General features: G+C 62.0%; 21 protein-coding genes. 5 read left to right on the plus strand and 16 right to left on the minus strand.

The annotated features are described in order from the left end of the window. Positions 1–3 precede the first annotated feature (3 nt). The 8 genes from BS630_RS10090 to BS630_RS10125 form a co-directional block, all read right to left on the minus strand. Positions 4–1,104, minus strand: a complete 1,101-nt coding sequence (locus tag BS630_RS10090; RefSeq protein WP_077977309.1) for an imelysin family protein — start codon at positions 1,102–1,104, stop codon at positions 4–6. Further along, entirely contained in the window at positions 1,104–2,642 is a 1,539-nt protein-coding gene (locus BS630_RS10095; RefSeq protein ID WP_077977310.1) for a di-heme oxidoreductase family protein, read from the minus strand. The genes BS630_RS10090 and BS630_RS10095 overlap by 1 nt, the downstream gene beginning before the upstream one ends. 47 nt (positions 2,643–2,689) lie before the next feature. Beyond that, a complete protein-coding gene (locus BS630_RS10100) occupies positions 2,690–3,967 on the minus strand; it encodes an imelysin family protein (protein ID WP_077977311.1) in 1,278 nt (425 codons plus the stop codon). 239 nt (positions 3,968–4,206) lie between these two features. Continuing rightward, the gene (locus BS630_RS10105; RefSeq protein WP_077977312.1) at positions 4,207–5,496 is read right to left on the minus strand and encodes an RsmB/NOP family class I SAM-dependent RNA methyltransferase; all 1,290 of its coding nucleotides are present in this window, start codon (positions 5,494–5,496) and stop codon (positions 4,207–4,209) included. A gap of 143 nt (positions 5,497–5,639) precedes the next feature. Continuing rightward, entirely contained in the window at positions 5,640–6,002 is a 363-nt protein-coding gene (locus tag BS630_RS10110; RefSeq protein ID WP_017962911.1) for a septal ring lytic transglycosylase RlpA family protein, read from the minus strand. 407 nt (positions 6,003–6,409) lie between these two features. Then, positions 6,410–7,282 (minus strand): SDR family oxidoreductase, encoded by an 873-nt coding sequence (locus BS630_RS10115; RefSeq protein ID WP_077977313.1) that lies wholly within the window; start codon positions 7,280–7,282, stop codon positions 6,410–6,412. Beyond that, on the minus strand, positions 7,282–8,439 hold the full coding sequence (gene queG, locus BS630_RS10120) for a tRNA epoxyqueuosine(34) reductase QueG (RefSeq protein WP_077977314.1): 1,158 nt from the start codon (positions 8,437–8,439) through the stop codon (positions 7,282–7,284). Before queG ends, BS630_RS10115 begins: the two co-directional genes overlap by 1 nt. A 12-nt stretch (positions 8,440–8,451) precedes the next feature. Then, a complete protein-coding gene (locus tag BS630_RS10125; RefSeq protein WP_020052564.1) occupies positions 8,452–9,144 on the minus strand; it encodes a glutathione S-transferase family protein in 693 nt (230 codons plus the stop codon). Between the two features lie 228 nt (positions 9,145–9,372). On the opposite strand from BS630_RS10125, the gene BS630_RS10130 reads away from it, so the two are divergent. Next, positions 9,373–10,170, plus strand: coding sequence for an undecaprenyl-diphosphate phosphatase (locus tag BS630_RS10130; RefSeq protein ID WP_077977315.1), 798 nt, complete (start codon positions 9,373–9,375; stop codon positions 10,168–10,170). Positions 10,171–10,414: 244 nt separating this feature from the next. Here BS630_RS10130 and BS630_RS37315 read toward each other — a convergent pair whose 3' ends face one another. From BS630_RS37315 to dnaN, 8 genes are all read right to left on the minus strand, one after another. Further along, a complete protein-coding gene (locus BS630_RS37315) occupies positions 10,415–10,567 on the minus strand; it encodes a hypothetical protein (RefSeq protein ID WP_003544729.1) in 153 nt (50 codons plus the stop codon). 304 nt (positions 10,568–10,871) lie between these two features. Continuing rightward, positions 10,872–11,852: a complex I NDUFA9 subunit family protein gene (locus BS630_RS10135; protein WP_077977316.1), complete on the minus strand. Its 981-nt coding sequence runs from the start codon at positions 11,850–11,852 to the stop codon at positions 10,872–10,874. Between the two features lie 111 nt (positions 11,853–11,963). Beyond that, on the minus strand, positions 11,964–12,251 hold the full coding sequence (locus tag BS630_RS10140; protein WP_017990037.1) for a DUF1330 domain-containing protein: 288 nt from the start codon (positions 12,249–12,251) through the stop codon (positions 11,964–11,966). A gap of 29 nt (positions 12,252–12,280) precedes the next feature. After that, positions 12,281–12,988, minus strand: coding sequence for an orotidine-5'-phosphate decarboxylase (pyrF, locus tag BS630_RS10145; protein ID WP_012759833.1), 708 nt, complete (start codon positions 12,986–12,988; stop codon positions 12,281–12,283). 6 nt (positions 12,989–12,994) lie between these two features. Further along, the gene (locus BS630_RS10150; RefSeq protein WP_077977317.1) at positions 12,995–13,576 is read right to left on the minus strand and encodes a histidine phosphatase family protein; all 582 of its coding nucleotides are present in this window, start codon (positions 13,574–13,576) and stop codon (positions 12,995–12,997) included. A gap of 1 nt (position 13,577) precedes the next feature. Further along, positions 13,578–14,177 (minus strand): phospholipid N-methyltransferase PmtA, encoded by a 600-nt coding sequence (pmtA, locus tag BS630_RS10155; RefSeq protein ID WP_077977318.1) that lies wholly within the window; start codon positions 14,175–14,177, stop codon positions 13,578–13,580. A 95-nt stretch (positions 14,178–14,272) separates the two neighbouring features. Further along, complete coding sequence (locus BS630_RS10160; RefSeq protein ID WP_025396801.1) at positions 14,273–15,184, minus strand: DUF72 domain-containing protein; 912 nt, start codon at positions 15,182–15,184, stop codon at positions 14,273–14,275. A 54-nt stretch (positions 15,185–15,238) separates the two neighbouring features. Then, positions 15,239–16,357: a DNA polymerase III subunit beta gene (gene dnaN / locus BS630_RS10165; RefSeq protein ID WP_077977319.1), complete on the minus strand. Its 1,119-nt coding sequence runs from the start codon at positions 16,355–16,357 to the stop codon at positions 15,239–15,241. Positions 16,358–16,616: 259 nt separating this feature from the next. Between dnaN and rsmI the strand changes: the two genes are divergently transcribed. From rsmI to gshB, 4 genes are all read left to right on the plus strand, one after another. Continuing rightward, positions 16,617–17,534 (plus strand): 16S rRNA (cytidine(1402)-2'-O)-methyltransferase, encoded by a 918-nt coding sequence (gene rsmI / locus BS630_RS10170; protein ID WP_077977320.1) that lies wholly within the window; start codon positions 16,617–16,619, stop codon positions 17,532–17,534. Beyond that, on the plus strand, positions 17,524–17,892 hold the full coding sequence (locus tag BS630_RS10175) for a YraN family protein (RefSeq protein WP_077977321.1): 369 nt from the start codon (positions 17,524–17,526) through the stop codon (positions 17,890–17,892). Before rsmI ends, BS630_RS10175 begins: the two co-directional genes overlap by 11 nt. A gap of 114 nt (positions 17,893–18,006) precedes the next feature. Beyond that, complete coding sequence (locus BS630_RS10180; RefSeq protein ID WP_077977322.1) at positions 18,007–18,510, plus strand: cupin domain-containing protein; 504 nt, start codon at positions 18,007–18,009, stop codon at positions 18,508–18,510. Positions 18,511–18,596: 86 nt separating this feature from the next. Then, positions 18,597–19,544 (plus strand): glutathione synthase, encoded by a 948-nt coding sequence (gene gshB, locus BS630_RS10185; protein ID WP_077977323.1) that lies wholly within the window; start codon positions 18,597–18,599, stop codon positions 19,542–19,544. Positions 19,545–19,727: the final 183 nt, after the last annotated feature.

Consider the following 19,727-nt stretch of genomic DNA (forward strand, 5'->3'; position numbering starts at 1 on the left):
GTCTCAGTCTCCGTCCGAAAAGGAAAAGCCGGCCGAAAGGCCGATGGCTGCGCCATATTCGTCGCTGATCCGGGTAATCAGGTCGCGGCTTTCGGCAAGCAGCGTATCGAGCTTGGCCTTCTCCGCATCGCTTGTGGCGACGTCGATGTCGGGGTTGAGCTTCGGCACGCTGTCGAGCAGTGATTTGAAATCCTCGTCGATCGAGGCGGCGATCGGCTGTTTGTCCGGCGGCAGAAGTTCGGCCATGCCGGCCTTCTGCCAGAGCGTGCGCAGGCCTTCCAGATTGGCGGCCATCGATTTCCAGGTGTTCTTGGAACGCCAGTAGATCGCCATGCGCGGCCGCGGCGCGGTGTCCTTGCCCTTGTAGAATTGCTCCAGCCGCTGGTCGCGGACATTCTCCGCGCCATGGACGAGAATGCCGAGCAGCGCGGTCACCGCTTCCTTGTTATCCATGAAATCGTTGCTCTGCGGGCCTGGATGTTTCCAGCTCGCCTGCACGCCGTCGGGCTTTTCCCAGGCGGCGACGACTTCGCCGGCCTCACGCTGGATATTGCCCGCGACCGCCTCGCCGTAAAGGCAACGGAAGCCGTTTTTCTGCCCGACGAGATCGTTGGAGCCATTGCCGTAGAGCACGTATTCCAGCGCCGTCAGGCCTTGCAGCGCAACACTCTTGCCGGCGATCGCATCGACAGTCGCATCCTTTGGATCGGCCTTGGCGATCAGCGCCTGCACCTGCTTGAGGCCGACGCCCTTGCGGTCGGGATAAAACAGGATGTGCTCGAAGAGATTGTCCTGGATGACAGGTCCGGTCTGGACGATCTCGATGATCGACCAGTAGCGGATCGTATCGTCGAAGGCGGATTTCGCCTTGTCGAGCGTCTGCTGCGTACCGTCAGCGCATAGATCCTTCATCGCCGTCGTCAACCGGGCAGCCGATTGCTGCATGTTGCGATAGCCGGGACGGATCACCTCGTCGACGGCGCGCTGCATGACGGCGGGAACGGCATCCTCGTTCAGCCCTGCCGGGGGAGCAACAGTCTGGGCGGCCGCGGATGTCGCGAGGCCGATCAGAGTAAGGCAGAGCAGGGGGTGCCAAAGGCGCATCAAAGTGACTCCAGGAATGTAATCAGGGCCGCCCTGTCGTCTTTCGGCAGGGAGGAGAAAGCGTTGCGGGCCTTTTCAGCTTCGCCGCCGTGCCAGAGGATCGCTTCGGTGAGGCTCCGCGCACGGCCGTCATGCAGGAAAAAGCTGTGTCCGCTGACAGTCCGGGTCAGTCCTATACCCCATAGCGGCGGCGTGCGCCATTCACGTCCGCTTGCAAGGCCGACCTGCTGCCCGTCGGCAAGCCCGTCGCCCATGTCGTGCAGAAGAAAGTCGGAATAGGGCCAGATCAGCTGGAAGGACTGCGCTTTTTCTTGCGTATCCCGCCGGGTGACGAATTTCGGCACGTGACAGGAAATGCAGCCGCTTTCGTAAAAAATCCGCTTGCCCTGCAGGGTCTCAGGGAAACTCGCCTTGCGCCGTGCCGGAACGGCAAGATTTCCGGAATAGAAGGTGACGAGGTCGAGAATGGGACCCGGCGCTTCTTCTGCGCCCAGCCGTTTCTGCACGCCGGTCGGCATATCGAGGCATGTCTCTTCCGCCTTGGTGCAATCGCCCTGCGCATCCGGGTGATCGGGCGTCGAGATGCCGATATCGTTGGCGAAGGCATCCGCACTCTGGTCGCGCACCGTGGCGTTCTGCGCCTTCCAGCCGAAGCGGCCGAGCGCGATCTTGCCGCTGCGATGGTCGCGCACAACCGCAGCCTTCCCCGAAATGCCGTCGCCGTCGGCATCGTCAGGATCGGCATGGGCAAGGATATCGGCCTCGGGAATGGCCTCGATCAGTCCGAGGCCGATCATCGCCGAGGCGACACGCGGCGAAATCGTCGTCGCGGGATCGAGCGGCCCATAGCCAAGGTTCGTCACCGCATAACTCGGCCGGCGCAGCGATACGGTCTCGCCGTCGCCAAGCGTCACCCTCTCGTCGCGGTAGCTGATCGCCATCTTCCCTTCGGCGGCAAGCCCGGGAACGGCGAGGTCCTGCAGCTGATGGCCGTAGACCGGATCGGGAAAATTGACGACATCGGCACTTGCGACCGCCGTTTCTTCCTCCGGCGTCGTGGCGGCGCGCGAAAGCCTCAGGAACATCGAGGTGGCGCTCGGACCTCCCTCCGGCGGTCTGCCGCGGCCGTCATTGACATGGCAGCTCATGCAGGAGCGGGCGTTGAACAGCGGCCCAAGACCATCGGAAGCCTGTGTCGAGGAAGGAGAGGACACCCACAGCTTGCGGAAGAGCGCATTGCCGAGCTTGAAATTCTGCTCTTCCTCGAAGGGGATATTGGCCGAAATATGCGAGAAGCTGTCTTCGGTGACGGGATCGATCGAGGTCGTCGCCCCTGCCTGCATGGCTTCGTATTGTTCGGCCTTGGAAAAATCCGCTGTCGGCCGCGTTACATCGGCGACGCGTTTCAGATCGGCCTCGGAGAGGTCGGTGCGTTTGCTCGGCAGATCGAAACCGGCGGCGATGCTCGCGGAAAAACCGGCAAGCGTTGCGCAAAGTGTTGCGCTGGCGAAAAATCGGCGGGCCGGGGCATGCGACATTTCAGGGTCCGGGCCGCTCCGGCTTTCGAAGCGGCCCGCCTTTTTGCTTATTGGAAGACGGCGTTAGGATTATCCAAGCTGTCGGAACCTTCAAGCTGGACCGTGCCGAGATCGAGTGCAGCAATAACGCGCTGCACCGATTTCGTCTGGTCGATCAACCCGTCGATGGCGGCCTGGACGACGGCGTTGCCGTCCTTGTTGCCTTCGCCGATCATCTGATCGTACTTTTCGACCGTCTCGCCGCGCTTTGCCATGGCATTCATCGCATCGAGCGTCTTGTTGAGCTTGGCTTCCACTTCGGCATCGAGCGCCTTGTCCTTGGCTGCCACCAGATCGTGCAGCGACGGGCCGCTGAGCTTGGTGCCGTCGACGCGGGTATAGTTGCCGGTATAGGCGGCAGCGATGCCGATCGCGTCATTGAGATGCGAGTTGTAGGTATTGTCCGAGAAGCAATCATGCTCTTCTTCCGGATCGTGCAGCAAGAGGCCGAGCTTCATGCGCTCGCCGGCAAGCTCGCCGTAGGAAAGCGAACCCATGCCCGTCAGGATCGCGACGAGGCCGGCTTTCGGATCAGCTTCGACATTCTTCGTCGCAGCACCATCCGGCTTCCAGTTGCCAGTCATTTCCTGCAGGTCGGAAACGAGCAGGGTGGAGGCGGACTTCAGATACTCGGCGCGGCGGTCGCAATTGCCGTGCGTGCAGTTCTTGAGGTCGTAATCGGTTGCTGGGCGGTCGCCGGCGCCAGGGCCCGTGCCGTTCAGATCCTGACCCCAGAGCAGGAATTCGATGGCATGATAGCCGGTCGCGACATTGGCTTCGATGCCGCCGGCCTCGGCCAGCGTGCCGGAAAGGAATTCCGGCGTCAGCTTGGAGGCGTCGACATCCTTGCCGTCGATCTTGATCGTCTTGTTGGCGATGACATTTGCCACATAGAGAGAATTTTCGTCGCTCTCGGTGCCGTAGGAGGCATCGACATAATCGATCAGGCCTTCATCGAGCGGCCACGCGTTGACCTTGCCTTCCCAGTCGTCGACGATCGGATTGCCGAAGCGATAGACTTCCGTCTGCTGGTAGGGGACGCGCGCCTTGATCCAGGCGTCCCTGGCGGCATTGAGCGTCGCGTCGGTCGGCGCCTTCAGGAAGGCGTCGATCGCAGCATCGAGCGCCTTGGCCGTCGTCAGCGAATCCTCGTATTTCGCATGCGCCACGTCGGCATAGTGTTTCACCACGCTAGCGGCATCGGTCTCGGCATGCACGGGAAGGGCGAGCAGGGCTGCGGGGGCGATCGCCAGCACGGCTGCGCGGAATTTGCGGTTGAGCGTCATGATCCTCTCCTGTGACGGGATTTTCCGTCTAATCGGGCTCCGTCTCTTCGCGCAAAAGCAAACTTGTGTCAAACGCTCTAGTTTGGAATGGTTTTAAGGATGCAGAGCCGGTGCCCGCACTGCCGTTGTCGAACGGCATCTACTTGAAAAATCGGCGGCAACCACGCCAACTCACGCGCTCAGCGCAGCCTTATTCCGCCGCGGCATCATGATGCGTTGTCGACGGCCGCTAAACCCCGTCAGCCTTTGCGCTGCATACGGCAGAAGAAGAAGCCGTCCGTGTCGGTAGAGGCGGGCGTCAGGGTGACCGTCAGCCCGTCGGAAGAATGCGGACGCGGGGCATCCTTGCCGAACAGGGCTTCCCAGGCGGGCAGGGCACTGACGAGTTGAAAGTCAGGATTATCAGCCGTGAAGCGGCGCGCCTGCTCCTCGTTTTCCTGGGGCAGGACCGAGCAGGTCACATAGACCAGATCGCCGCCTGATTTGACGAAGCCGCTCGCCTGCGCCAGCGCGTCCTGCTGCTGGGCGGTGCGCTCGTCGAGGTTCTTCGCCGTCAGCCGCCACTTCGTGTCGGGGCGGCGGCGCCACGTGCCGGTGCCGGTGCAGGGCGCGTCGACCAGCACCTTGTCGCAGCGTCCGGCAAGGGCGGAAAGCGCCCTGGCGTCGTCATGCACCTGGACATTGCGCGTGCCCGCCCGCTTCAGCCGCTCGATGATCGGCGCCAGCCGTTTCCGATCGGCGTCATAGGCGTGAACCTGTCCCTTGTTCTGCATGGCGGCCGCCATGGCGAGCGTCTTGCCGCCGCCGCCGGCGCAATAGTCGAGAACCTGTTCGCCGTCGTGGGCGAGCACCAGGTCGGCGACGATCTGCGATCCCTCGTCCTGAACTTCGAACCAGCCTTTCTGGAACGAAAGCTCGGCTGTCACGTTGGGAAGACGCGAGGCGCCTTCGCCAGCGGCAATCCGGATGCCGTAGCGGGCGATCTTCGCTGCATGCGCGTTGGCTCTTTCGAGCGCCTTGACGACCTTGTCGCGGGAGGCCTTGAGGCTGTTGGCGCGCAGATCGAGCGTCGGGCGGGCGGCGAGCGCCTGTGCCTCCGCAAGCCAGGCGGCGCCGAAGGCCTGTTCGAAGGAGGGTTGGACCCATTCGGGAATATCGCCGCGGATATGCGGCGGCGCATCGTCGAGCGAGCGGCTTTGAAAGGCCGCAACAGCGTCGGTCGAAAGCGGTGCCGGCGCAAACTTGTCATCCGCCAGCTCAGTGGCAAGACTGTCAGGTGAAAAACCCCATTGGCGGAACATGACGGCATGGGCAATGGCCGCGGCACTGTCGTCATCCATCAGCCAGGCATGGGAAAGCCGCATGCGCAGTGCGTCATAGACGATGTTGCCGATCGCAGCACGATCGCCGGAGCCGGCGAAGCGGTGCGCGAGGCCCCAGTCCTTCAGCGCGTCGGCGACGGGCCGCTTGCGGGCGTCGATGTCCGCGAGCACAGAAATCGCCCCTTCGAGGCGGCCGCCCAGACGCATTCACATGTCTCCTGTTGCCGTAGCGTGTGAACGACCAGCGCAAACGCGAGTGTCACGCAGTCAATTGTTCACAAGTCTCAACCGGGTGGTAACCGCGATTGACGGCAAGAGCAAGCGCCGCTTCCGGCGCGTCAGTGCCGGCCTCAGCCGATGACCTGGTAGCAGACTTTCGCAGTGCCGGAGCTCACCATGCCGATATTCTGCGCGGCGGCGCGCGACAGGTCGATTACACGACCACGGATGAACGGACCACGATCGTTGATACGAACGACGACGGTGCGGCCATTGTTGCGGTTGGTGACCTTCACCTTGGTGCCGAAAGCAAGCGAACGATGCGCGGCAGTCAAGATGGCAGGATTCATACGTTCCCCGGAAGCAGTTTTGGAGCGAAGTGCGTACCATGAAGCACCGCCACAACCATTGCCAGCAAAACCTTCCGCCGGAAGCATGGAAGAACAGGCTGCAATAGTTACAGCGGCGATAATAGAACGACGTATTTTCTTCAAAACAGAGTATCCCTCAACTATTGAACTCAACGCCCTTGCAGGCGGCGGGGCTTAAATCTGTGAAAAAGTGGCGAAAAAGTGCCGCGTCTGTTCACGGAATATTACAATCGGTAACATTCGTGAGTGTGATGCCGGGATTTCAGGATTGCGCGTCGCGCCCAAGTGTGGAAAAAACCCAATAAAATCAGTTAGAATCCGAACGAATTTTCCAAAGGGATAATTAACGCAATGGCGTTCACGAAAATCGCGAAAATATTTTTCTGATTTCGCCATATTTGCTGCCACATTTGGGCAAATTCAAAGGCCGTTAACCATAAGATGCGGCGAAAATTGTCCGGCCAAAGCGGGAAAGTAGGAATTTCCTACTCATTATGGGTGAGCGTATCCGTCGCAAACAGGACTGAGTTCTACTCCCCACGCCAGCGGCCATCCTGCCACAATTGCGCAAGCGACATAGGATAGTTCGGGAAGGAGAATTCGAAGCCGGCAGCCTTCAGTTTCGCATTCGAAACCCGCTTGTTCTCGCCGTAGAAAGTGCGCGCCATCGGCGTCAGTTCGGCGGTCTCGAATGCCTGCTCCGGCGGCGGTTCGACGCCCATCAGGCGGGCGGCCTCGACGATCACATCCTGCGGCGGGCCGGGCCGGTCGTCGGTGACATTATAGATGCCACCGAGGCCGCGCTCCGACAGGAAGCGTGTCGACGCGCCGATATCCTCGACGCGGATGCGGTTGAACACCTGGTCCTTCTTGATCAGCCGTCGCGCCGTACCCTTGTCCAGATTGCAGAAGGCGTTGCGGCCCGGTCCATAGATGCCGGAAAGGCGAAGCACCGCCGCCGGCACGCCGCGCTCCCGGCCCATCGCCAGCCAGCCCTCTTCCGCCTCGAGCCGCTCGGTCGACCGCCCGGAAACCGGCACGCACGGCGTTTCCTCGCTCACCCAGGCGCCCTGGTGATCGCCATAGACGCCGACGGTGGAGAGATAACCGACCCATTCCAGCTTCGGCAGCAGGCGTGCGCCGTCTTTTTCAAGCAACCGCAGCAGAGGGTCGGCCTTTCCAGGGGCGATCGATTGGACCAGATGGGTGGCGCCTTCCAAAGCCTGGCGGAGCCTCTCTTCCATGCTCTCGCCGTCAAAAAGGAATGCTTCGATGCCGTTTTCGCGGAGCGCATCCATCTTCTCAGGCGAGCGCGTGGTGCCGGAAACCCGCACGCCGTCGCCGGCAAAGGCCTTGGCGATTGCCGTGCCGGAATACCCGCAGCCAAATATCATCACGTGCATCAGCCCACTCCCGCTAATCGCCATTCGTTCAAAACGTCGTCGTCTCTCTCATCCGTCCTTCGTGCGGCAAAGGCCGCAAATTCGCCAGCCTCCATCAGCCGCGAAAGCGCCCAGACCGCCATGCCGCGCACCACGGGCGAGGGATCGTCCGAAAGCAGGCGACATGGCCCGACGAGCACCTTGTCGCCGGAATTGCCGGCGGCGATCAGCACATTGCGGATGAAACGGTCGCGGCCGATCCGCTTCACCGGCGAGCCGCTGAAAAAGGCCCGGAAGGCGGCATCGTCGAGTGTCAGCAGAAAGGCGATCGACGGCTCCTTCAGATCTTCCCGCGCCTTGAGTTTCATCTCGGAGGCGGAGCTTGCGAACTTGTTCCAGGGACAGGCGGCAAGACAGTCGTCGCAGCCATAGATGCGATTGCCGATCAGCCCGCGCAAATCGGCGTCGATCGGCCCCTTGTGCTCGATGGTGAGATAGGAGATGCAGCGCCGCGCATCGATTTGGTAAGGCGCCGGGAAGGCAGCCGTCGGACAGATGTCGAGGCAGGCGCGGCAGGAGCCGCAATGATCGGTTTCCGCTTCATCGATCACGAGATCCGCGGTGGTGAACATCGTGCCGAGGAACAGCCAGGAGCCATGAACGCGGCTGACGAGATTGGTGTGTTTGCCCTGCCAGCCGAGTCCGGCTGCCTCCGCTAAGGGCTTTTCCATCACCGGCGCCGTATCGACGAAGACCTTCACATCGGCGCCCGCCCGCGCCGCAAAGCGCGTGGCGATCTCCTTCAGCCGGCCCTTGATGACGTCGTGATAATCGCGGTTGCGGGCATAGACCGAAATCGCTGCCTTGTCCGGCTTGTCGAGAATGCCGCGGGGATCTTCATCCGGGGCGTAATTGAGGCCGAAGACGACAACGGAGCGCACCTCGCTCCACAGCGTGCGCGGATCGCCGCGCCGATCGCGCGTCTCCGCCATCCAGTCCATCGTCCCGTGGCGCCCGGCATCGATGAACTGGCCGAGGCGCTCCTTGGCTTCAGTGATCGCATCCGGGCGCGTGATGCGGCAGAGATCGAAGCCCTTGGCGGCAGATTCCGCCCGGACGAACTCGGTCAAATTGTCGCGGCGGCGGCGCTCTTTGTCATCATTGTCAGCTTCGGGCATGAAGAGCCCTCGTCAGAAATCCAGATCGGCATAGTGTGAAACCGGTGTCAGGCCGCGCACGCGCTCGGTCAGCATCGGCCGGAAGGACGGACGCGACTTCAGCCGCTGGTACCAGTCCTTGACGACGGGCGAATCCGCCCACTCGATCTCGCCAAGATAGTCGAGGATCGAGATCGAGGCCGCGGCGGCAAGGTCGGCATAGCTCATCCGCTCGCCGGCCAGCCACTGACGCGAGCCGGCAAGCCAGGTGAGATAGCGCATATGCTGGCGGATATTCGCGCGAGCCGTGCGCAAAACCTTCGAATCCGGCGCTCCGCCGCCCTGATCGGCGCTCATCTGCAACTTATAGACACGCTCGCGCGCGAGCGGCTTGGTCACGTCGTTTTCCATCTTCTGCATGAACCATTCGGTCAGCCGGCGGATTTCGGCTCGCTGGAAAGGGTCTTCGGCGAGCAGCCGCCGGTCGCGCTTCAAGACGCCGTGCGTCTCATCCAGATATTCGGAAATAACGCTCGCGCCGCAAAGCGCGCGCATGCTGTCGTCGACATAAACAGGCAGCGTGCCGGCCGGATTGAGCGCCAGGAAATCCCGGCGTTTCTCCCATGTCTGCTCTTCGATCAGATCCGCCTGATAGCCGTATTCCGCCAGGATCAGCCGGACGAAGCGAGATGCGGATGACATGGGATGATGATAAAGCGTGGGCATCGATACTCGGGCGTTGTGATTGCTGTTACAGGACTGTGTGGCAGCTCGATTATAGCGCCCTAGTCATGACTCATTGGTTGAAGCTATAGGAGCTTGGCCCCGCCAATACAAGCGAATCGGATTTTACGCCGTCTGACGATGGCGAAACACGGTCTAACGAATGTGGAAACGGCGGCCTGATCGACCCAAGCGTTCAGGCCCGGCCGAACTTTAAACCGGAGACAATGTATGGATTATATAAGTGCTATCATTCTCGGTATCATAGAGGGGATCACCGAGTTTCTGCCGATCTCGAGCACCGGCCATCTGATCATTGCGGAGCAATGGCTCGGCCACCGGTCGGACATGTTCAACATCGTCATCCAGGCAGGCGCCATCCTCGCCGTCACCATCATTTACTGGCGTCGTCTGGTGGATCTGGTGCTCGGCTGGCGCGACCCGATCAATCGTGATTATGCCGCCAAGCTGATCGTTGCCTTTCTCATCACCGCCATTCTCGGACTGGTCGTCAAGAAGCTCGGCTTTGAACTGCCGGAAACTGCGACGCCGATCGCCTGGGCGCTGATCATCGGCGGTATCTGGATGATCTTTGCCGAGTGGGCCGCCGCCCGCAGGCCGCCCCATAAAGAGATCACCTGGCTTGTCGCCATCCTGGTCGGCATCGCCCAGATCGTTGCCGGCGTCTTCCCGGGAACGTCGCGCTCCGGCGCCACGATTTTCGTCGCCATGCTGGCAGGCACGGGCAACCGCGCTGCGGCGACCGAATTCGCCTTTCTCGTCGGCATACCCACGATGTACGCCGCAAGCGGCTATGAATTGCTGAAGACGTTCCGAGATGGCGGAGCGGCGGGCGAAGACTGGACGGCGCTCGGCATCGCCTTCGTCGTGTCCACGATCGTCGCTTTCATCGCCGTCAAATGGCTGCTGGCCTATATCAGAAGCAACCGGTTTACGCTGTTTGCCATCTACCGCATCATTCTCGGTGTTTTGCTGCTCGGCATGGCCGCGACCGGCTTGATTGCCTGAGACATCCGTCCTGCATTGCATTCGCGCAACTCCCGGCGCGAATGCAAATGCCCCGTCGGACTCCGAACAGGCACTCTGTTGCCGGCAGAAGCCGCCAATCTTTCAGATAGGCGATATTGAGAGGATAAGTGCCCGCCGCCGCTTGAAGCAGGCAGGGCTGAGCGTTCATTGTGAACGCGCTATTTCAGGCGTTCCGATGACTGCTTGCTGGGAGCAGGATGCCGGCGCAGGGCCGGGCTTTTCGTCAATGGATGATCGAGGCCGTAGAGCAAGGATCGACGCCGTAGGCCGGCGAGCAATCGCCCTTTACCGCCGCGACCGAACCGGGCGCAACGAAAGAGCCTGCAAGGATAACCAGCGCCGCACACGCAAACAGGAGCGCGATTGACTTGCCCATTGAGAATTGCCTTTCACAGTGATTGCCGCGCGCGACCGCAGGCGTTGAGTCCGTTGGAAGACGCGCGGGTTTGGTAGTCAGTGGAATGGCAAATAGCAATAAACGTTCCTGCTAAATTTGGCGTTAATTCCACAAAAAATCCGATGCGTCTTTTATGCAACGCTACTGAATATGCCGAGCACCAAAACACTTCAAACTTGCGCCGGGTTTTGCAGGACACGGCAAGGCCAAAAGGCCGCCCGCGGCATCCGCAGACGGCCAAGTCTCATCGGCTGAGAAAAGCCTCATCGTCTGGAAAAGATGGTCAGGCGGCCTTGCCGGTGCCGGTGTACTGGCCGTGAGGACGATAGTGCACGAGATAGGAGCCGAGTACCGATGCCACCATCGTGGGCGCAATGCCGAGGCCCTTCAGCGTGCGGCCTTCCGCCTCGGCTTCCGGGGAGACGACATTGTCGCGCTTCAGCATGCGCACCTGGTCCGGCGTGATCGGCGGCGTGATAAAGGGGACCAGCGAAGCGATGCTGCCGATCATCGAAGCGATGCCGAAGGGCAGGGATACCAGCGGGTTCTTGCGGCACGTTACCTTCAGCATCGTCTCGAGACATTCGCGGAAGCTCAGCACCTCAGGCCCGCCAAGCTCATAGACCTTGCCGCCGGCGACCTTGCCGTCGACGGCGCGGGCGACAGCCTCGGCGACATCCTCGACATAGACAGGCTGGAATTTCGTCTTGCCGCCGCCGACGAGCGGCAGGATCGGCGACATGCGCGCCATCTCGGCAAACTTGTTGAAGAAGCTGTCCTCCGGTCCGAAGACGATCGACGGACGGAAGATCACTGCATCGGGCTTGACCGAGAGGATGGCCGTTTCGGCACGACCCTTGGTGCGGCCATAGTCGGAATCGGATTTCGCGTCGGCGCCGATCGCCGAAATATGCGTCAGCGTCGCACCTGCGCCGCGCGCCGCCTCGGCAATCGCACGGCCGCCGAATTCCTGCACGGCGTCGAAAGTGTTGCGGCCGGTCTCATGCAGAATGCCGACGCAGTTGACGACGTGGCTCGCACCGTCGACGGCGCGGTCGATCGAGCTGCGATAGCGCAGGTTCGCCTGCACGAAGGAGATCTGGCCGACATTGCCGAGCGGCTGCAGGAAACCGGCGAGATCGGGACGGCGCACGGCGACGCGGATGTTATAGCCGCGCTTGGCCAGCGCCCGAACCACGTGCCTGCCGACGAAGCCGGACCCTCCGAACACGGTGACGAGCGGCGGCAGGTTGGCAAGGGTCATGGCAGGCTCCTCGAAAGGCTTTGCGGATGCTGAATTGGCTCTCGTCTTAGCCGAATCCCTGCGCGACGGGAAGGCCCATCACGCCGTCAGTTTTTGCGAACGCGAAGTTGCTCAGACGCCTTCGACGACCACCATTTCCGCATCCGCGACTTCCTGGCGGATTTTCGCGGCGATCTGGTATTCCGGCGAATTATAGCAGTCGACCGCATGTTGCATCGAGGGGAATTCGATCACCACATTGCGGACGCGCGCCTTGCCCTCGAGCTCGGTAAAGGCGCCGCCGCGCGCCAGAAAATTCGCGCCGTATTTTTCGAAGGCGGGCTTGGCCGCCGTCACGTAATCCTTGTAGCGCTCGGCATCGCGAACGTCGACGCGGGCGATCCAGTATCCTTTGGCCATGGTCTTCTCCCTTTTGCCGTTGAATCTGGTTAGCGATTTGCCGGCCAGAGCGCGCTCACCATTTCGCTGAGGATCGCGCGGGCGGCATCTCGGGGATCCGGCGCCTTGACGACAGGCCGGCCGACGACGAGATGCGTCGCTCCCGCTTTCAGTGCGTCGAAAGGCGTCATCACCCGCTTCTGGTCGCCCTTGTCGCTACCATCAGGGCGAATACCGGGGGTGACGATTGCCATATCGGGCCCGACGATCTCGCGCACCGCAGCCGCTTCCTCCGCCGAGCAGACGATACCGCCCATGCCGGCCGCGCGCGCCTGTTCGGCGCGGCGCAGCACCAGGCTGTGCGGATCCTGGCTGTAGCCGGCCTCGGCAAGGTCATCGGCATCCATCGAGGTCAACACGGTGACGCCGAGGAGGCAGAGGCCGGAGCCGGCCGCGGCCTCGACCGCCGCCTTCATCGCCTTCGGATAGGCGTGCAGCGTCAGCATCGACATGCCCATCTTGGCGATGTTCTCGACGCCGGAGGCAACGGTGTTGTCGATGTCCAGCAGCTTCATGTCGAGAAAGATCTTCTTGCCGCTAGCGGCAAGATCGCGGGCGAATTCCAGGCCGCCGGCAAAGACCAGCTGATAGCCGATCTTGTAGAAGAGAATGTCGTCGCCGAGCGTGGAAACCAGTCTTTCCGCCTCACCGATCGTTGGAACATCCAGGCCGACGATCAACCGCTCGCGTGCGTCCATCTGAGGTCACCCCTGCCAGTCTTCGATGGGTGTCCAGTCGCATGATAAGCGGCGATCCGCAAGGCCGAAAGCATAGAGATTGCCGCCGCCGCCCGGCTGGTCTCGGTCGCGGGAGATCGGCCTGCCCGCCAAATGGCATTTGAGCAGCGTGCCGACGCCGCCATGGCCGACAAAGGCGATCGGCGCCGTCGTATCATGCGTGGCAAGAACGGCGTTCACGGCCTCGACGATGCGGGCCTGCGCATCGACGGCGCGCTCCCAGCCTTTGAAGCTCTGTTCCGGATAGGCGAAGAACCAGTTGGCCGCTTCTTCGAATTGCGGCGGCGGCAGGAACCCGGTGGCCGTGCGGTCGTTCTCGTGCATGGCGTGGACGATCTCGATCGTCACGCCGGAAGCTTCCGCGAGGATTTCGGCCGTCTCGATCGCCTTCGTCTCGTCGCTGGAGACGATGCGCCGCAATTGCCTCGCCCAGCCGCTCTCGGCTGCTTTGCGGGCGCGCGCTGCGCCGACATCGGAAAGCCCCCATTTCGGCACGGGCACGTTGGCGTCGATCCTGACCTGCGGATGAGTGATGTAGATCCCGAACATCTCAGCCGCGCTTATAGATCCAGAGCTGCGCCGGCGGAATATTGCGCATGACGAAGTCGAAATGCTGGATATGGTAGCGGTCGGGATTGGCGGCGATCGGCGAGATCGCGCCGTAGGAAATCTGCACCATCGGCCGGCCGGCCGGCAGTCGATCGAGCAGGCTTTCGAGCAGCGAGATGCGCTTCGCCATCGGGAAATTCAGCAGCGGAATGCCGGAGACGACGGAATCGAAGGTGAGGCGGCTGAAATTGCCAAGGGTGGCCTGAATATCGAAGGCATCGCCGTTGATGAAGTGCACGCCGGGATATGTCCGCTGCAGATGTTTATGAAAATCCGTCGAATATTCGATTGCGACGAGATTTTCCGGACGGACGCCGCGGCCGAGAATGGCCTTGGTGATGGCGCCCGTGCCCGGTCCGAGTTCAAGCACCGGCAGCCCGGAATGGATGTCGACGACGCTTGCCATGCGCTTGGCCGTGATCGAGGACGTCGGCACGATCGAGCCCACCGTCTTCGGCCCCTGCATCATGCCCCGGAAGAAGCGGATCTCGTCGTCGAACCTCTTGCCCAGCCGTTCCTTCACCTTGACCCGTAAGCTCATTCTCCACCCATCCGCATGTTGATCGAATGCCTTAATATGCCGCTTGTCGCTTAAGGGACAAGGATTTTCGCAACAAGGACATCGGCATCAACAGTTCATGCGGCTTTCGGCGCCGAACCCGGCATGAGATCGGCGAGCCTATCCGCCAAGTGATCGGCGTCGACAGGTGCGCGCAGTTTCACATCGGTATTGTCGAAGTAGAGATAGACGTCGCGGCCCTTGCTGCGCACCGGTAGGGGCGCCAGCACTCGCGTCGCATTCTCAGGTTCTCCACCCGTGGCCCAGGCGCGGATGCGTTGCGCCCATAGGTCGAGTGCTTCATCCTCGTAGCCGCTGACATAGAGCTTTTCGGAGCCATGCAGGCGGCAGTAGATGAAATCGGCGGTGATATCCATCAGCAGCGGCCATTTCACCGTGTCGGCGCAGACGAGAGCGACCTTGTGCCGCCTGAGCATCTCGATAAAGGCGGGTGAGCGGAAGCTCTCGTGACGAATTTCCAGCGCATGCCGGATCGGCTGATGCCCGTCGCATGTAAGCCAGGCCGGTCCCTTGATATGCCAGTCGTGCCGTTTCGCCAGCGCTATTGCCGCGTCGCGGGTGTGCGGCAGCAGCGACAAAAAGCTTTCGAAAAGGGATGGGTCGAAGACCATGTTCGGCGGGAATTGCCAGAGGATTGGTCCGAGCTTGGGGCCGAGCCGCAAAACGCCGGAAGCGAGGAAATTGGCGAGCGCCGTCTGGATATCCTGCAGCCGCAGCATATGGGTAATGAAGCGCGGTCCCTTGACCGCGAAGACGAAATCCTCCGGCGTTTCCTCCCGCCAGCGGCCGAAGCTTTCGGGCCGCTGCAATCCGTAGAAGGTGCCGTTAATCTCGATCGACCGGAAGTGCCGGGCGGCATAGGAAAGTTCCTGCTTCTGCGGCAGGTCCTTCGGATAGAATTGGCCGCGCCAGGGCGCATAGGTCCAGCCGGATATGCCGATGCGCACCGCTCCCGTCTTTTTGGTCATGGGATCCTCCATTTTGACAGGAGGAAAAACGGCAATGGGCGGCCTTCGTTCCGGTCAGACGCGCATCGGCATCAGCACGTAGAGCGCATCGTCGCCCGCCGTGTCTCGGATCAGCGTCGGCGAGCCGGCATCGGCAAGCAGGAAGATCGCTTCCTCGCCGGAAAGCTGGGCGGTGATGTCGAGCAAGTACTTGGCGTTGAAGCCGATTTCCATCGCATCCGTGTCGTAGCCGACGGCGACTTCTTCCGTCGCGCTGCCGGAATCGGGATTGTTGACGGTCAGCATCAGCTGCCCCTCGGAAAGCGCCAGCTTGACGGCGCGGCCGCGCTCGGAGGAGATGGTCGAGACGCGGTCGACGGCCTGTGCGAAACTCGTGCAGTCGACCCGCATTTCCTTGTCATTGCCAGTCGGGATGACGCGCTGATAATCCGGGAAGGTGCCGTCGATCAGTTTCGAGGTCATGACGATCGAACCGATCGTCAGCCGGATCTTGGCGTCGGACACCTCGACGGTCACCATCACCTCGGGATTGTCGACCAGCTTCTGCAGTTCGCCGACCGTCTTGCGCGGAATGATGATGCCGGGCATGCCCTCGGAGCCGGAGGGCGCATCGACATCGGCGCGCGCCAGCCGGTGGCCGTCGGTCGCAACCGCCCTGAGTTTCAGCTGGCCGTTGCTCTCGATCGTGTGGAAGAAGATACCGTTCAGATAATAACGCGTCTCTTCCGTCGAGATCGCAAACTGCGTGCGGTCGATCAGCATCTTCAGATCGGTCGCCTTCAGCTTGAAGGAATGCGTGAAGGTGCCGGCTGTAAGATCCGGAAAGTCCGATTCCGGCAGGCACTGCAGCGAGAATTTCGAGCGGCCGGATTGCACGGTCATCGAGCCGCCATCGGTGCTGGTGGCAAGCAGCACTTCCGAGCCGTCGGAAAGCTTGCGCACGATGTCGTAGAGAAGATGGGCGGGAACGGTGGTGGCGCCGGGCTGCTCGACGTTAGCCGGTGTCGCCTCGGTGATTTCGAGGTCGAGGTCGGTCGCCTTCATGTCGAGCTTCTGGCCGTCCGCCTTCAGCAATACGTTGGACAGGATCGGGATCGTGTTGCGACGTTCGACCACGCGGTGGACGTGGTTCAGCGATTTCAACAGGTTTGACCGCTCAATAGTAATACGCATGGGATGCTACCGCCTTCGACCGTGACTGTCCGGGCGCGTCGAGCACCCGAAGAATGCTGTCCCGGCTTGAGGCCGGGGGAGTGGACGGGCAAAATGGCAGACTTCAGCATTGCTTTGCAAGAGGCATGGACGCCGGCACCCCTGCATTTGCGGTTTTCCAGAGCAATGCTCACAGAAATCCGAACCCTTGCCGAAGCGGTGCGGCTCGCCCATAAGGGTTCGATGCCGGCGACGAGCCGGCGGGACGAAAGCAAATGGCATGAATGAGGAAACGACAGCGGACGCCGCCGGCCGGCGAAGCTTCCGCCTGCACAATGCAACGGTGCCGGCGCGGCCGCTGGAGCCGGCGCTCTATCTCGTCGCCACCCCGATCGGCAATCTCGGCGATATCACCCTGCGGGCGCTGGAAACGCTGGCCGGCGCCGATGTGCTCGCCTGCGAGGATACCCGCGTCACCCGCGTGCTGCTTGACCGCTACGGCATCCAGAACCGTCCCTTCGCCTATCACGAGCACAATGCCGACGAGGCCGGTCCAAGGCTGCTGCAGGCGCTCGAAGCCGGGCGCTCGGTGGCGCTGGTTTCCGATGCCGGCACGCCGCTGGTCTCCGATCCCGGTTATCGGCTGGCGCAACAGGCGATAACGGCAGGTTACCGCGTCATTCCCATTCCCGGGGCGTCGGCGCCGCTCGCAGCCCTTGTCGGCTCCGGCCTGCCGAACGATGCGTTTCTTTTCGCCGGTTTCCTGCCGGCCAAGGACAAGGCCCGCCGCGACCGTCTCGGTGAACTTGCTAAGGCTCCCGCGACGCTGATCTTCTTTGAATCGCCGCATCGCATCGGCGCAACGCTTCTGGCCGCCGCCGATGTGCTGGGCGGCGCTCGGCCCGCCTCCGTTTGCCGCGAGCTGACCAAGACCTATGAAGAGTTCCGTCGCGGCTCGCTTGCCGACCTCGCAGCCCATTATCAGCAGGTGGAAAACGTCAAAGGCGAGATTGTCCTCGTGATCGGTCCGCCGGAGCCGGTCGAGACCGATGAGGCCGATGTCGAAGCCATGCTGGCCGACCTGTCGAAGTCGATGCCGACGGCCGGCGCCGCGACCGAGGCCGCCCGCCTCACCGGCCTGCCGCGCAAGGTGCTCTATCAGCGCCTGCTGGAGATCAAGAACGCCGATGGGCGATAATGATCTCACCACGATCAGAAGGAAGGCGCTGCGCCGGGGCCGCATGTCGGAATATGTCGCGGCCGCCTTCCTGATGCTGAAGGGTTATCGCATCCTGGCTCTGCGCCACCGCACCAAGCTTGGCGAGATCGACATCATCGCCCGCAAGGGCGATCTCGCCGTCTTCGTCGAGGTCAAGGCCCGCCATGGCGAGGCCGCGGCGGTCGATGCCGTCTCTGTCATCGCGCAGAAGCGCATACGGGCGGCAAGCGATCTCTGGCTCGCCCGCCAGAGGGATCAGACCCGCCTTTCCCAGCGTTATGATATCGTCGCGATCATGCCGGGCCGGCTGCCGCGGCATTTTATTGATGCTTTCTGACCTCCCTTCGCCCCATCGGATTTCCGGATCGTTAAACTTTTAGCCCCCACTTGAACCAGGTCCTTACGACTCTCTGCTATCGACTCGGTGGGGATAACAATTGGGGGTTGTTTCATGGCCTGGAAGCTGATGTTTGCAAGTGCGGTCGCCATGGCCGCGCGCTCGGTGCCGTATGCGGTGGCGAAGCCGGCCGGAAAGTCCTTCGTCGCGCATGCGAGCGATCTGCTGCCGCTGAAATCCACGCCGATCAATCCGGACTGGATCGTCAGCGGCAATCCGCAGGCCCGCACCGCCGAACATTCGCGCGGCCATGACGAGGCCTCGCTGACGGCGATCTGGGATTGCACGGCGGGCGAATTCCGCTGGTATTTCGGCTGGGACGAGACGGTGATGATCCTCGAAGGCGAGGTCCATATCACTGCCGAGGACGGCACCGAACGAACGCTCTGCGCCGGCGATGTCGCCTTTTTCGCCGGTGGAACCTGGGCGAGCTGGCGGGTCGACAATTACGTCCGCAAGGTCGCCTTCCTGCGCAAGCCCTTCCCTAAGCCGTTGGCGATCGCCTACCGTCTCCGCAACATGCTGCGCAACAACGGCAACCAGGGCATCGCTGCCTGAAAAACGGCGACCTGAAGCCCTTGATTGCCCGTTGCGTTTGATATCTGGCCGACCTACATCTGTCCGGCATTCAGCGAGGGATGGAAATGGCCAAGATTACCAATGTAGCGGTCCAGATGGACCATGTCGCCGGCATCAATATCGCAGGCGATTCCACCTTCGCGATGAGCCTGGAAGCCCAAGTGCGCGGCTACAAGCTCTTCCACTATACCCCCGAGCGCCTGAGCTTTCGCGACGGCAAGCTCTATGCCAGCGTCGAGCCGATGGTGCTGCGCGACGTCAAGGGCGATCACTTCGAGCTTGGCGCGCCCGAGCGCGTCGATCTCGCGACCATGGATGTCGTGCTGCTGCGCCAGGACCCGCCCTTCGACATGGCCTATATCACCTCGACGCATCTGCTCGAGCGCATCCACCCGAAGACGCTCGTCGTCAACGATCCGGCCTGGGTGCGCAATTCGCCGGAGAAGATCTTCGTCACCGAATTCTCCGACCTGATGCCGAAGACGCTGATCACCAAGGATGCCGCCGAGATCCGCCGCTTCCGCGATGAAATGGGCGATATCATCCTGAAGCCGCTTTACGGCAATGGCGGCGCCGGCGTCTTCCATTCGACCCGCGACGACCGCAATCTCTCCTCGCTGCTGGAAATGTTCGGCCAGCTTTTCCGCGAGCCCTTCATTGCTCAGCAATATCTGCCCGACGTGCGCAAGGGCGACAAACGCATCATCCTGGTCGACGGCGAATTCGCCGGCGCCATCAACCGGGTGCCGGCCGAACACGACAGCCGCTCCAACATGCATGTCGGTGGCCGCGCCGAGGCGACCGAACTGACGCCGCGCGAACAGGAAATCTGCGCCCGCATCGGTCCGGCGCTGAGGGAACGCGGCTTCCTGCTCGTCGGCATCGATGTGATCGGCGATTACATGACCGAGATCAACGTCACCTCGCCCACCGGCATCCGCGAGGTCAAGAAATTCGGCGGCGCCGATATCGCGAGCATGCTTTGGGATGCGATCGAGCGCAAGCGCGGCTGAGCCAGCCGCCGCTGACCGTTCTGGTCCCGCGACCGAACACAACCAAGGTCACAGCGGGTGCCTGACTACGTTCTTTGATTGTTCTTGTTTTATTCCTGCGTCCATGCCAGATTGCAACCGTTGGCCTTGATGCATGTCGCCCAAAAGTGCGTAGCGGTTCTGGGGACCACGACAAGTATCGAA

The organism is Rhizobium laguerreae, assembly GCF_002008165.1.
Taxonomy (GTDB): domain Bacteria; phylum Pseudomonadota; class Alphaproteobacteria; order Rhizobiales; family Rhizobiaceae; genus Rhizobium; species Rhizobium laguerreae.